The sequence below is a fragment of the Chryseobacterium sp. sg2396 genome, from assembly GCF_042610505.1.
GTDB lineage: Bacteria > Bacteroidota > Bacteroidia > Flavobacteriales > Weeksellaceae > Chryseobacterium.
Genome location: NZ_JBHGAQ010000005.1, coordinates 257,926 through 271,700, shown reverse-complemented (window position 1 = coordinate 271,700; position 13,775 = coordinate 257,926). Strand labels below are relative to the sequence as shown.

Annotated in this window: 14 protein-coding genes; 5 read left to right on the top strand and 9 right to left on the bottom strand. The window is 40.8% G+C overall.

Annotation, left to right across the window (positions count from 1 at the left end; all coding sequences use genetic code 11):
* From ACED20_RS07805 to ACED20_RS07785, 5 genes are all read left to right on the top strand, one after another.
* A partial coding sequence (locus tag ACED20_RS07805; RefSeq protein ID WP_378104091.1) for a DUF3857 domain-containing protein occupies positions 1 to 516 on the top strand: 516 nt, incomplete at its 5' end.
* Between the two features lie 31 nt (positions 517 to 547).
* Positions 548 to 1,933 carry a DUF3858 domain-containing protein gene (locus ACED20_RS07800; RefSeq protein WP_378104089.1) on the top strand — a complete coding sequence of 462 codons (1,386 nt, stop codon included), beginning with the start codon at positions 548 to 550 and terminating at the stop codon, positions 1,931 to 1,933.
* Position 1,934: 1 nt separating this feature from the next.
* Positions 1,935 to 3,866, top strand: coding sequence for a transglutaminase-like domain-containing protein (locus tag ACED20_RS07795; RefSeq protein WP_294311727.1), 1,932 nt, complete (start codon positions 1,935 to 1,937; stop codon positions 3,864 to 3,866).
* Between the two features lie 79 nt (positions 3,867 to 3,945).
* Positions 3,946 to 4,773: an RsiV family protein gene (locus tag ACED20_RS07790; protein ID WP_294294580.1), complete on the top strand. Its 828-nt coding sequence runs from the start codon at positions 3,946 to 3,948 to the stop codon at positions 4,771 to 4,773.
* A 44-nt stretch (positions 4,774 to 4,817) separates the two neighbouring features.
* Entirely contained in the window at positions 4,818 to 5,669 is an 852-nt protein-coding gene (locus ACED20_RS07785; RefSeq protein WP_294229721.1) for a diacylglycerol kinase family protein, read from the top strand.
* A gap of 265 nt (positions 5,670 to 5,934) precedes the next feature.
* On the opposite strand, the gene ACED20_RS07780 is transcribed toward ACED20_RS07785, so the two are convergent.
* From ACED20_RS07780 to ACED20_RS07740, 9 genes are all read right to left on the bottom strand, one after another.
* Entirely contained in the window at positions 5,935 to 7,215 is a 1,281-nt protein-coding gene (locus ACED20_RS07780; protein ID WP_294241669.1) for a dicarboxylate/amino acid:cation symporter, read from the bottom strand.
* A gap of 321 nt (positions 7,216 to 7,536) precedes the next feature.
* The gene (locus ACED20_RS07775) at positions 7,537 to 7,839 is read right to left on the bottom strand and encodes a hypothetical protein (protein WP_294241671.1); all 303 of its coding nucleotides are present in this window, start codon (positions 7,837 to 7,839) and stop codon (positions 7,537 to 7,539) included.
* 173 nt (positions 7,840 to 8,012) lie between these two features.
* Positions 8,013 to 9,197: a glycosyltransferase gene (locus ACED20_RS07770; RefSeq protein WP_294315164.1), complete on the bottom strand. Its 1,185-nt coding sequence runs from the start codon at positions 9,195 to 9,197 to the stop codon at positions 8,013 to 8,015.
* A 337-nt stretch (positions 9,198 to 9,534) separates the two neighbouring features.
* Complete coding sequence (locus tag ACED20_RS07765) at positions 9,535 to 9,855, bottom strand: helix-turn-helix domain-containing protein (protein WP_294332763.1); 321 nt, start codon at positions 9,853 to 9,855, stop codon at positions 9,535 to 9,537.
* 347 nt (positions 9,856 to 10,202) lie between these two features.
* On the bottom strand, positions 10,203 to 10,577 hold the full coding sequence (locus tag ACED20_RS07760) for a C-type lectin domain-containing protein (RefSeq protein WP_294306760.1): 375 nt from the start codon (positions 10,575 to 10,577) through the stop codon (positions 10,203 to 10,205).
* Positions 10,578 to 10,638: 61 nt separating this feature from the next.
* The gene (locus ACED20_RS07755) at positions 10,639 to 10,839 is read right to left on the bottom strand and encodes a hypothetical protein (RefSeq protein WP_294241681.1); all 201 of its coding nucleotides are present in this window, start codon (positions 10,837 to 10,839) and stop codon (positions 10,639 to 10,641) included.
* 245 nt (positions 10,840 to 11,084) lie between these two features.
* Complete coding sequence (locus tag ACED20_RS07750) at positions 11,085 to 11,531, bottom strand: transposase (RefSeq protein WP_294241683.1); 447 nt, start codon at positions 11,529 to 11,531, stop codon at positions 11,085 to 11,087.
* A 103-nt stretch (positions 11,532 to 11,634) separates the two neighbouring features.
* Positions 11,635 to 12,633, bottom strand: coding sequence for a hypothetical protein (locus ACED20_RS07745; RefSeq protein WP_294332758.1), 999 nt, complete (start codon positions 12,631 to 12,633; stop codon positions 11,635 to 11,637).
* Positions 12,634 to 12,750: 117 nt separating this feature from the next.
* A complete protein-coding gene (locus ACED20_RS07740; RefSeq protein ID WP_294332756.1) occupies positions 12,751 to 13,743 on the bottom strand; it encodes a hypothetical protein in 993 nt (330 codons plus the stop codon).
* Positions 13,744 to 13,775: the final 32 nt, after the last annotated feature.

Here is a 13,775-nt window from a genome sequence, read left to right as displayed (position 1 = left end):
CCCGTTTCTGCAATTCCTGAAAATCTTAAGAAAAATGCAGACGCCGTAATCCGGAAAGATTTCACGACTGTTCAGATCAACAAAATTGATGACATAAAATACCAGTTTTATACAGTAACCACCGTTCTTACCAAAGATGGGGATGATAATGCGCTCGTTTTTATTCCATATGATAAAGGGAACAGCATTTCGGATGTTAAAGTGAATATTTATGATGAGGGCGGGAAGAAGATTAAATCGTTTTCCAAATCGGACTTTGGGGATTTTGCCAATAACAATCAGGGGACTTTTTATTCGGACAACCGGGTAATGGCTTTATCTTACACGCCGACCCAATATCCGTACACGGTTGAATTTTCTTACCAGTTGGGTGATGACAATACCGTTTTTATACCGGATTTTCTCCCTTTTAGGTCCAATAATGTTTCCCTGGAGGAAGCACAGATGAAGATTATCAACAAATCCGGGATCGAACTTAAAACCAAAACCTATCCTTCGGCATACAATTACANTTAGGTCCAATAATGTTTCCCTGGAGGAAGCACAGATGAAGATTATCAACAAATCCGGGATCGAACTTAAAACCAAAACCTATCCTTCGGCATACAATTACACATCGGTTTCCGAAAGTGATAATGCAGGTGAGAAAATATATGCCTATAAAAATGTTCCGGCTATTGAAGAGGCTTTTTTATCCCCGCAACCGATAAAAATTTTACCGAAAGTAAGCTTTGCGCTGACGAAGTTTAACCTTGAAGGAAAACAGGGCAGCATCAACAGCTGGAGCGATTTCGGTTCATGGTATTACAACAGTATTTTGCAGCCTGTTTCTTTGTCTACACCTGCTATTAAGGCGGAAGTTGCCGCATTGAATCTTCAGGGAACCAAAGAAGAAAAAGTAAAAAAGCTCTACCAGTACATGCAGGCCAAAACACGGTATATTTTCGTGGCACTGGGAATCGGCGGATGGCAGCCGATGCTTCCGGATGAAGTTCAGAAAAAAGGATATGGTGACTGTAAAGGTCTGACCAACTACATGAAAACACTGCTGGATGAAGCGGGGATTCTGTCGTATTATTCGGTGGTCAATTCCGGTTCTTCACCGGTTTCATTTGATAAGGACTTTCCGAAAATGGGAGGCAACCACGTCATTCTCATGGTTCCAACCGAAAAAGGAAATATTTGGCTGGAAAATACTTCCCAGCAGGTGGCATTCAATCATTTAAGCTATAATACGACCGACCGGAATGTTCTTTCCATTCGGAAAAGCGGAATCGAACTAATCGAGACGCCGGTATATACGGCAGATCAAAGCAAAGAAAAACAGCTTCTTAAAATAAAACTGAATGAAGACAACAGCATCTCGGGAGAAGGAAACTTTGCCTATACCGGGATCCAATACGACAACAACCTTGCGTTGGCAACCATGTCGCCGAAAGACAGGAACGAAGCCGTAAAAAACCTTCTTGATGTCCTGCATTTCGAAAAAATCGAACTGAAGAACTTCCTGAATGACAGGGACAATGCTGTTGCCAAATTCGATCTTGATTTTAAGGCGAACAATTATTCGAAAAATGCAGGAAGCAGCATGATTTTCAGGGCCGTGCCCATTTATTCGGATAACTTCTACAAAACAGATGAAAAACGGACATTGCCATTCGAACTGAGACAGTCTTTTGAGGATGAATACGAAATCAGCTTTGCGATTCCCAAAAATTATAAAATAGAAGAACTTCCTGAAAATGTAACGCTGAATTCAGAATTCGGGACTTACAAGCTCAGCTTTGTGAAGAATGGCGAAGAGCTGAAAGTAAACCGTACCATCAGAATCAATAAAGGACTTTACCCAAAGGAAAAATACAATGATTACGTCAGTTTCAGGAAGAAAACGATTAACATCGACAATTCAAAAATTCTAATTTCTAAAATTTAACATGAGAAAAATATTTCTAATTGCTGTATGCTCAATGAATTTTATGTTTATTGATGCACAGAAACACGTGTTCCTGGAACATCCCAAATTCAATGAAGCGGATTTGTCAAGGCAGAAATCCACGCTGGACGAAAATGCCCCTGCCGAAATTTTGTATAAATCCTTACACTTCAGCATCGATAATAATACCGGAAATCTTATCAAGCAGGCCTTTTACAGGGTTAAAATCTATGATAAAGACAAGGCAGAAGACTGGCTGAATCTTGAAATTCCTCTATATCAGGGCGGGAGTGAGCAGGAAACCCTTTCAAAAATAAAGGCTTTTACGTATAATCTCGAAAATGGAGCGTCCGTTGCTACGAAAGTTGATAAAAGTTCAAAATATAAGAGCAAGGAAAGCAAATATGTCTCGGTTACCAAATTTGCATTTCCCAATGTGAAAAACGGATCCGTGATTGAATATCAGTATGAAGTAACTTCTCCGTTCCTGTTTGTCATTCCGGAAATCATGATTGAAACAGATACTCCTTCTTTGTATACGGAATATGTACTGGACAGCCCGTCCAACATTTCCTATAACGTAAATTATACAGGTTTCTTAACTCCGAAATACAGGGAAGTAGACGAAAGAACAATGTATGGCACAAATTACAGGACCTACCGTTTCGGATATGAAAATGTAAAAGGTTTCAAAACGGAAAAATTCGTACGAAATGACCGTAATTACAGGACGAAAATCGCGGCTGAACTGCATTCCACCAATTTCCGGGAACTGAAGCTGTATTCTTCTTCATGGGAGCAGATTAAGGAAAGGCTGTATGATAATGAAGATTTTGGCGGCGAATTGAAGAAAACAAGATTTGCAAAAGACAATATGCCGGCCGGAATTTCAGGGATTTCCAATGAGGTTGAAAAAGCCAATGCTATATTTAAATATGTTAAAAATACCTTTACCTGGAATAATGACAGAGGATTATATGTAGAAGACGGGATTAAAAAAATGATTGAGACCAAAACAGGGAATGCTGCAGAAATCAATCTTTTTCTGGTGATGATGCTTCGTGAAGCGGGAATTAAAGCAGATCCCCTTGCCATTTCTACGGTAAACCACGGACTCATCAACATCGCTTCGCCCAATGTTTCCAATATGAATTTTGTGATTGCCGCGATCCAGACCAAGGACGGATTCCATCTGTTTGATGCCACTTCAAAGCAATCTTCGATGGACCAGCTGCCCCCGAGAGACTGGAATGAATTCGGAATCCTGATGGCAAAAGAAAAAGTTCAGCAGTTGTCCATGGTCAATGCCAAAACGAGTTTTACATATCTTACCGCAGAGGCTAAGCTAAATGCCGACGGAAGTATATCCGGGATATATTCGGATAAAGATACCGGAACGTACGCGATGTTCGCTAAGGAAAGCTATGATGACAACGCCGATAAGTATAAGAAACAATACAAGGAAAATTTCGCTATCGATTTTACGGACATCGATTCCAAAGTGCTTGAAAATGGGGATTTTGAAAGTACGATGAAGTTTTCTTCCGATAACCTGATCGACAGGATCGGGAAGAAAATGATCATCAACCCGATGCTGTTCCTCAATAAAAATTCCAATGAATTCGACCAGACGGAAGAACGGAAATACCTGATTGATTTTGTTTCGCCTTTTACCAAAATAAAAAAGATTATTTTTGAGATTCCCGAAGGCTATGCCGTTGAAGAAATGCCGAAGAACAAAAAAATCGTTACGGACGATAAGGAGATCGAATACAGCTACATCGCAGAGCAGAAGGGAAACAGGATTGAAGTAATTTCTACCACAAAAATTCTAAGCCCCAATTATCCTAAAGAATATTATCCTGCATTTAAGCAGATCTGGGGTGTTGCCTCCAAACAGGAAAACCAGGTCATCAGCCTGGTGAAGAAATAAAAAACGTACTTTATAAAAATAAATCCGAAACCATTCATTTTTTGAATGGTTTTTGCATGTTAGAAGGAAAATTAAGAATATGAAAAACATTATTGCCGTTCTGGCTATTTCTTCCCTGCTGGCCGTGTCAGCCTGTAAAAAAACGGAAAACAACAATACCGTAGCCGGTAATACCGAAGCTGTTGAAGCGGAAAGATTTACCGTAGACTCTGTTAAGATTAATGATTCCATTAAAATTAACGATTCTCTCAGCGTAAAATATTCATCCAGAATGCTGGTTTTCCCAACTCTGAAAGATAAGACGTTGCTGGACAGCATTTATTTTACCGAAAAAAATATAAGCGACTTCTCTAAAAACGGGCTTCGTAATTACCTTCAGAAAAGTAAAAACGAGTATTTCAACCAGATCAGGAAAGATTCCAAAGACTGGGGTTCCGATCTTACCTTTGCGCAGGAATGGTACGAGGATCGCGGAATGAATATAAAATCAAATAGTAATGATTATTTACATATTGAATACGTCTGGGGATCGTATTCAGGCGGGGCTCACGATAATTACGGTTTTTCCGAAAGGGTTTTCGACCTGAAAAATAAGAAGAGGGTAGTGCTGAAAGACATTACGGCTATGCCTGTCAATAAGCTTGAGGCCCTGCTTATGAAAAACATCAATAGAATAAACAGCGGAACCACCGATAACAAAGGGGAGGTGAACAATTCCGAAATGCTGCTGGTGGATAAGATCCCGGCAACGGAAAATTTCTATTTCGATAACAAAAACCTGTATTTCCATTACAGCCCTTACGAAATCGCAGCTTTTGCGGCAGGAGATATTACGATTCCTGTTTCATGGGGCGATCTGAAAGGAACGCTGAATCCTGAATTTATGAAAAGAATGAAAATTAACTAATATTAATGCTTCCGGATCAGGAAGCATTTTTTATTTTTGCATCAATGGAAAAAACAGCCTTCATCATCAATCCTTTTTCGGCAAAGAAAAACTATCAGCCGTTTCTCAATGAACTGAAATCGAAGGTAAAAGATCCTTTGTATTTCATTTCAGATTCTATTGCTGGAACCGATGAATTTATCCGGAACCATTTTGAAACGGTTGATCTGTTTGTAGCGATCGGAGGGGACGGAACCATTTCTACGGTAGCCGCGAACCTCATCGGTACCGAAAAGATTCTGGCCATCTTCCCTGCAGGCTCAGGAAACGGGTTTTCCAACGAAACCCAGTTTAGTAAAAACCTGGATGAGCTGCTGGGTAAGATCAGGGCTAAAAAATCCAGGAAAATAGATACATTCACCGTAAACGGCAGGCTTTCCATCAATGTCTCCGGAACCGGGTTCGACGGGAAGGTGGTAAAAGAATTTGAAAAAACAACAAGAGGATTTAAAAACTATATTAAGGTTTCACTCCGGACTTTTTTCAGCTATAAGCCGATCAAGCTTAAGTTTTTCAGTGAAGAATACAAGCAGCACAACGGGAAATACCTGATGGTAAACATCGCCAATACACGGCAGTTCGGAAACAATGCCTACATTGCTCCACATGCCAGCAAAAGTGACGGACTGGTAGATATGGTACTGGTGAAAAAATTTCCGCTTACCTATTCACCGCTTTTTGCTTTCAGGATGTTCACCAAAAAACTGAAGGAAGATGATTACATTACTTATCTGCCCATTTCAGAAATTGAATTTAAAGTCAATACCAAAAACTGGCACCTCGACGGGGAATTCAACAAAATAAAATCTCCCATTCATGTAAAGGTACAGCCTGCGAGCCTGAATATTTTGATTTGATCATTCTCTTCCGGCTCGTTGAAACGGCACTTCTGTAGAATTTCATCGAACCTCTTAAAATATGAAACGCTCAGTTTTTCTTCAGCTTCGGTGAATCAATCTACGGCTTTCTTAGTATACCAGACGCGAATCATTCTGTGCTGCTCTCTACTACTATGTTGAGGTTTCCTTCGGGACAAACAGGGCGTTGAAATTTTGAGCTTACATTTCTCCAGCATCTTTGTCATTCCGGTATGAATCCAGATAGGAATCAATCCGGGTATTTTTACACTTCCAGTTTTTTCTCCACCTCGCCAGGATGATCCAGGCAATACTGAAGCTGTTCTTTGTCCAGCTGCTTTTCCCAATTGGCTACTACAACCGTTGCTACGGAATTCCCGATAACATTCGTCAGGGCACGGCACTCACTCATAAATTTATCGATTCCTAAGATCAGGGTCATTCCGGCAATCGGAATTTCGGGGACAACAGCCAGCGTGGCGGCTAAGGTAACGAATCCGGCTCCGGTAACGCCGGCAGCCCCTTTGGAACTGAGCATGGCAACCAAAAGAAGAATGATCTGTTTTTCAATCGGCAGATGGATATTTAAAGCCTGCGCAATAAACAGGGAAGCTAGAGTCATGTAAATATTGGTGCCATCCAGATTAAAAGAATATCCGGTCGGAACCACCAGGCCGACAATGGCTTTGGAACATCCTGCTTTTTCCAGTTTCTCCATAAGTCCCGGAAGAGCGGATTCCGAAGAACTTGTTCCCAATACAAGCAGAAGTTCTTCCTTTAAATAATACATCAGTTTGAAGATACTGAAACCATTATACCACGCAACAGTTCCCAAAACCAGAACAATAAAGAGTGCAGAAGTGATGTAAAATGTTCCCACTAAGAATATGAGGTTCAGTACCGAATGAAGCCCATATTTCCCGATGGTAAAGGCCATGGCTCCGAAGGCTCCGATCGGTGCCAGCTTCATCAGCATGTGTACGATTTTGAAAACAGGTGTTGAAAGATCCTGTAAAAATGCTGTTATCTTACCACTTTTTTCTTTCGTTAAAACCAAGGCAACACCCATTAGGATCGCCACCAGAAGAACCTGCAGTATATTTTCGCCAACCAGCGGACTGAAGAGGGTTTCCGGGATGATATTCATGATAAAACCGGTTAGGGTAGACTCATGAGCCTTTTGCTGGTATTGGGAAACATCCCCGGAAAGCGTGGATGGATCAATGTTCAGGCCATGTCCCGGCTGTAATATATTTCCTACTATTAATCCGATAATCAATGCCAATGTAGAAAAAGTCAGGAAATAGGCCATAGCTTTTACGGCGATTCTTCCTACTTTTTTAAGATCGGTCATATGTGCGATTCCTAACGTCAGGGTAATGAAAATTACCGGAGCGATGATCATTTTTACCAGTTTGATAAACCCGTCGCCCAGAGGCTTCATTTTTTCACCCGCTTCAGGATAAAAGCGGCCTAATATGATACCTGCCAGAATGGCGATAATTACCTGTAAATAAAGCTGCTGATAAATTTTTTTTGATTTCAATAAATTTTTTATTTAGGCCGGTAAATTATGAAATTTATCATTCTAAAGGATGGTATTATACAAATAATGTATTGCCGGCAGATGAAAGGGGGCCAGCCGTACTTTGCAATCATTGTTTTTGCTGACAGCTGTAGCTCTGTTGTACGGGTTTAGATTAAAGAAAACAGAGTAAAAAAATGCTTTCAAGACACAAAATCTATATGAAATAGTTCATATAAATTATGCCATAAATCTATTGGTCAAACATTTTGATGTATACAGCGTACCAGATTTGGAATATTAATAATGCATATATGGTTTAAATGAAATAACGGTTTCCTTTTATACTTTCACATGGCTGTACCGAACGTCCTTTATCTTTTCCCCGTCAAACAGAAAAATCAGAAGATATTTATAGTTTGAGGCACTTTTAATTTCATAGCACCAGTATTTGCTATTGTGTTCTTTATAAAGAGGATATTCTGCCAGATAAGCCGTGACCTCGGCTTTATCTTTTCCCAGAAGTTCGTAGTTGTTCAGAACTTCATGAATGTAGTATTTTGAATAGCCAATACGGATATTCCAGAGGTTATAATGACATACGCGCCGGGTAAATAAATTTATAAGGTTGGTTAAGGTAATCATAGATAAAGGGGTTTTTAGTGGTGAATTATTATAAGCAAGAATTCTAAATGCAAAGAGTAATTACTGATGATTTTTATAAATAATAATGGTGATGATTAATGCGTTATCAAAATATCTGTTATTTGCTATTTTGTTTTTCCTACTCATTTTTTTATCCTGCAAATTATTGCTGATTATAAATCGTTCCTCTCATACAGTGTATCATCAAAGAGCGTTCTGGTCTGCTGGTAGATATGTTGATTATACTTGTTAAAATCGAAGGTCTTTTGCTGTTTGCTGATGTGATTTACCAGACTGGGATTTGAAAGGAAATCAATAATGGCTTTCTTTAGTCCTTCTCTGCTGAATTCCGTTAGATAACCGTTTTCACGGTGGGTAATTAGTTCTTCAACACCACCCGCACGGGTGCTGATGAGTGGCTTGTTGAGTGCCAGTGCTTCTCCCACGGCTAAAGGGTAAGCCTCATAGCGGGAGGACTGGATGTAATAATTGGCTGCAAGGAGATATGGATAAGGATTATTTTTATTTCCAAGTAGAAAGAAAGAGCCCTCTACACTGTGCTTCCTGATGGCTTTTCTAAGTTGTGGTTCATTAGGCCCCCAACCTATAATGGCTATGGAATGGTTGAATCCTTCGTGTATCAGCTCGGCATGCGCTTCGATCAGCAGGTCATAGCCTTTCTCATGGCATAGCCTTCCTATAGAGACAAAAAGGGGTGTTCTTGCGAGGATTTTTTTTTCAACATCCTCTGTAAAGGGGAGGGTGGATTTGATGAGGATTTTTTCCCGGTCAAACGTATTATAGATGTATACCGGATTATGGATTTTTACATTCAGGTGCTGTTCCAGATTAGCGAGGATTGAACGGCAAACGAAAACATTCGTATCGCAGCGGTTCATCATACGGGCAATACGTTTTCCCTTGGAAGTACTGTGGTGCCGCACAAGATCGGTGTGAAACCAGCTTATCTTTCGGGAATATGTGAACGGGCTTCTTACCATCGCTGGCAGGGAAGAATGGGTGATTGATACTTCGATATCAGGATATACACCGATTTTCTTTTTTTGTAGGCTGGGGAAAAAGCGGTAGCATTTCAGTTTCAGATGGCGTACTGCCAGACGGAAGAAAAGCAGCAGTTTATTTCCGCTCATTTCTTCACGTCCCGGAACCAGGGAGACTATCCGGATATCCCTCGGAATGTCTTTTACGAGTTCTCCCTGTCGGAGTTCTATTAGGAGGAATGGCTCAAACTTTTCCCGGTCTAGGTTTTCGAGAATATTGATCAGTACTTTAGGTACTCCGCCCATATCCATGGAGCGTATTCTGAAAAGGATGATTTTTTTCACTGGTTGCATCATTAGCAATTTTGCAGTTGGTTATTGTTTGATTTTATATTTATATCGGATATTGACGAGTTTTTCATCTTCAAAATAAAAAACTAGATAATACTTTTTGCCACTGGCTTTTTTTACATAGAAAATCCACCGGTCTGTAACAGTATGGTACAGAGCATCTTGTTCAAAGAATTCCATAATCTTGTGCTTTGTTTCTCCGTAAAATGTCCGGTTACTTATGATTTCACTAACTGAGCAGTATTTATTTTTTATCCGCACTTTCCGTAAATACTCTCCAGGATAACCGAAAAGAGCGTGAAAAATACTCCTGATGATAAACATAGCACAGAGAAACAGAGAATTAAGAGAAAAATTTTTTCCATTTGGTAACAGTATTTCGGCTGAGCTTAAAATGTCTTGCGAGCTGACTATTATTCAGCTGCTGGTCTCTCTGATATTGTAAGATCTTATGGATCGTAGGGATATCATAAGATTTATGTTGCTGGTTGAATTTTTCTGTTAGCTCCCGCTGCTGAGTATCAAACAGTTTTTTTTGCAGGGAAATAATATCAATACTGGAAAGACTTTCTTTATTAATAATTGTACTGCAGCTATCCATTTTATCAGGAAACTTCGCCATGATCATATCGGTATATATTTTTCTGTAATCAGGTTTTTTCATTGGTTTTTTATTAAATAGTTTTTATGCAGAATATCCGTAGTCTATTAGGACTGGCAAATTAGATCATGGCAAGCGGTTACGTCTTTTCAGTTCTCTAATTCCGCTAATTATCACATCTGCTACTGCTGGAATTCAACTATAAACCCCAGTACGGTTGTATTGTTTGCTGACAAATCATTCCGGGGGTGGGTGGAAGTATATCCGTTGTTTATTTTGGTATATCCCGTGTTCTTGCTCCAAAAATGTACAAAACCTTCGGATCCTCCCGAATTGTTAGGTTCTACGGTATTGAACCAGTTGGATTTTTTTACGGCCGAAGTTCCTCCCGCACTGTAATCATGTAAAGGTTACTCTCCCGTGATCCATTTCATTTCATGATCGGGTGTAAGGGCACTGCCAGCAAACCACGAAAATTTAGCAAAGCCGATCCATCCGGAATTGGTATTAAATGCGGCTCCGTTAATCACATTCTGCTCCACATATTGCCATTCACTATCAGTGGTAAAAGTAGCCAGGTATCCGCCCATGTCTTTTGCCGCAGCATAGGCTTCATACCAGGTAACAGATGTATTAGTAGTGTATGATGTATATGTATGACCGCTATAGCTTCCTATGGTCTGCCGGGTGGCCATGGCACCACCTGTGGTTTTAGTAGCCGGTGCATGGGTTGTCGCCGTCGCGACAGTACTTGGAGTATACCCCAGGATATTGGAATCGACCACAGTAGAAACACTGGCTGTACCCCCGCTTGCCTGTCCGCTGAGCCTATTCCACAGGCTGCCGTCAAAAAAAATAATAGCCTTCAGCAGTGATATTGGCGGTTTTGGTACTGGCCGCTGTTACAGGTGATGTGGCATAGACAATGGTTCCTTTCTGTGCTGTTCCATACTGGCTGTCGGCAGATTTGATCTGATTTCCGGTAAGTCTTGGGGGAATAAGACCTTCTGGTTTACTGCCGTCTGTGGTTTTTGCAGTGATGTTCAAGGTGGCTTTAGGCGTTGTTGATGCCTACCTGCCCGCTGTATAATCCTGATATGGTAAGAGCTGTTAAGCCCAGGATGAATTGATTGGTTGGTTTTTCTGTTTTCATTTACTATTGCTGAATTTCTATGAAGTATTAGGAAGGATTTTTTGATTACAGACTGAATGTGTATATTTTACAGTATAATTTCCATGTACATTTTTATGGAATGGGCATATTCTGGCTAGTCAGATCTTGATGCACTATCTCATTCAGAAACCTTTCTGTATTTTTGTAACCATTTATAGAGGGTAGTCTTCGGGATACTATATTCTTCCATTATTTGAATTTTGGTTTTTTGTCCGTTGCGGATCTGTTCCAGGATAAAGTAGATAACCTCACGGGTATAGATGTTTTTTCTGAATTGCGGAATGCTTATGGCGCCGACGAATTTTTTTTCTGTATTATTTATTGTTTTTTCTGCAGGAGCGTATAGAATCAGATGCTGTGAGTACAGCCTGAAAAAGTCGTATCCCAGCAGTTTACTCCACCTGAGGAGCATACTGACCTTAATATCGGATGATCTGTATATTTCCTGAAGTTCCTTAGAAGTACACGGAATGAATCTGTATATACGCTCTTCGCTGATTCCGCGCATCTCGACAGTCATCCTGATCATTTTTCCTATATGAATATCTTTAAAATCATTTTCCATAGCCACTTTGTATTTTAATAATTCTACAGATTGTATTTTAACATATTGTTATCCTTTTTACCATACTAGTTTCTGAAAAACCAGTATACTGGATAGGCCATTATTAATTTCCGAGATATATAAACATATTAAAACTCATACTTTGCGGGGTGATATCCAAAACCTGCTGGGCAACGCCGCCGTTAATGCTTCCTAAGGATACGGTATGGCTGTGAGGAGTCATGGCATTACCTGTAAATGATGCTGTATGTGTATGTGCATTTACCGTATGAGTATGGCCAAATGACGAAGTAGAAAAAGTAGTCAGATACTGCCTGTCGGTAGTCATCGCTGAGTTTTCGGTCTGCCTCCCGTTTCCAGTATCATAAGAGTTGTTATCGGAATTCGACCGCCGGCCAATGCTATGAGAATGTGCGCCGCTGCTTTGCATAGTCTCTGTCGTATTGTAAATGTTTACACTTCCTGTAGGTGTACCTGCACTGATAGCAGAAATACTTATGGAAGGGAATATATTGGGGAGCTGATTCTGTGCAATGGTTCGGGTATTGGATCCGGTGATGCTGCCCAGAGTCTGCCCGTTTTGTACAAGATAGGCGTTGGATGCGTCTGGTATGTTGAAAGATAAGCCTAAGGCCGAAGCTCTGGATTGCTGGGCAGCAGTAAGGGTATTTACAGATCTTCCGTTTAAGAGCACCCAGCCGTTATGGTCCACAGATTGTGTCCCGACTTTTATATCGCCGTAGGAGAAAGGGCTTGCTGAAGCATAATCATTGCCATTATTTATTTTTTGCCATACACTTCCATCAAAATAATAATACCCTTCGTCGGAAATATTTGCTGTTTTGGCACTGGCTGTAGTTACAGCTGCTGTGGCGTATATGATAACTCCTTTCTGTGCAGATCCGTACTGGTTATCAGAAGATTTAATCTGGTTGCCGGTGAGCCGTGGAGGGATAAGTCCTTCCGGTGCACTGCCGTCTGTGGTTCCTGCAGTAATGTCTAAAGTAGCCTGAGGGGCATTGTTGTTGATGCTGATCTGGCCTTTGGATGATGCTGATAGTGCCAGGGTAACTGCCGTTATAATAAATTGTTTTAATTTCATTTTCTTTAGTGTCGGATGTTAAAAAGAAGATTTTTTAGCAGCCGTTTTTTATTTTACCGACTGCGAATGGTACCTGATGATATTCTATGAAAAAACTTTATTCTGTAGTAATTAAGATCAATTCCCAAGATATATGAACATATTGATGCTCATGCTCTTGGGAGTGGTGCTCAGAACCTGTTGGGTTACACCTCCATTGATGCTTCCTGCCGTTATGGTATGGCTGTGGGCAGCCATGGCATTGCCTGTAAATGTTGCTGAATGAGAGTGTGGATTCATCGTATGATTATGAGCACCTGCTGCTGAAGTAGAAAAATTATTTATATAAGCTCTGTCTGTAGTAGCTGCAGAATTTTCGGTCTGTCTTCCGTTTGCCGTATCGAAAGAGTTTTCGTCGGAATTCGATCGTCGGCCGATGCTGTGAGAGTGATTATCGGCTAACATAGTACTCGTTACGCCGTTAACCAATATACTTCCCGCAGGAGTACCTGCACTAGCAGAAACATTTACAGAAGGCGTTACATTAGGGAGCTGATTTTGTGCTATAAACCTTGTATTGAAGCCTGCGATGCTCCCGATTGGCTGGCCGTTTTGTACAGGATAAACGTTGGATGCATCTGGCAGGCTTAAAGAGAATCCCAAAGAAACAGCAGTGGATTGCTGGGTAGCGGTAAGGGCATTTATGGGCCTGCCGTCCAAAAGCACCCAGCCGTTATGATCAGACGATTGCGTGGCGTATTTGATGTCGCCATACGAAAAGGATCCCGGATAAGGATCATTTTCGCTAATCATTTTCTGCCATACATTTCCGTCAAAATAATAATAACCGTCCACAGAAATATTGATGGTCTTAGTACTGGTGGCAGAGACAGCTGCTGTGGCATATACGACGGCTCCTTTCTGTGCTGGTCCATATTGGGCGTCGGCAGATTTGATCTGGTCGCCGGTGAGACGTGGAGCGATTATCCCTTCCGGCCTGCTGCCATCTGTTGTTTTCGCTGTGACATCTAAAGTGGCTTTTGGGGTATTGTTATTGATACCTACCTGACCTTTGGATAGTGCTGACAGGGCTACAGCGGTTACTGTCAGGATAAATAGCTTGATTTTCATTTTCTTAGTTTTAAAGTTCAATTATATCATCT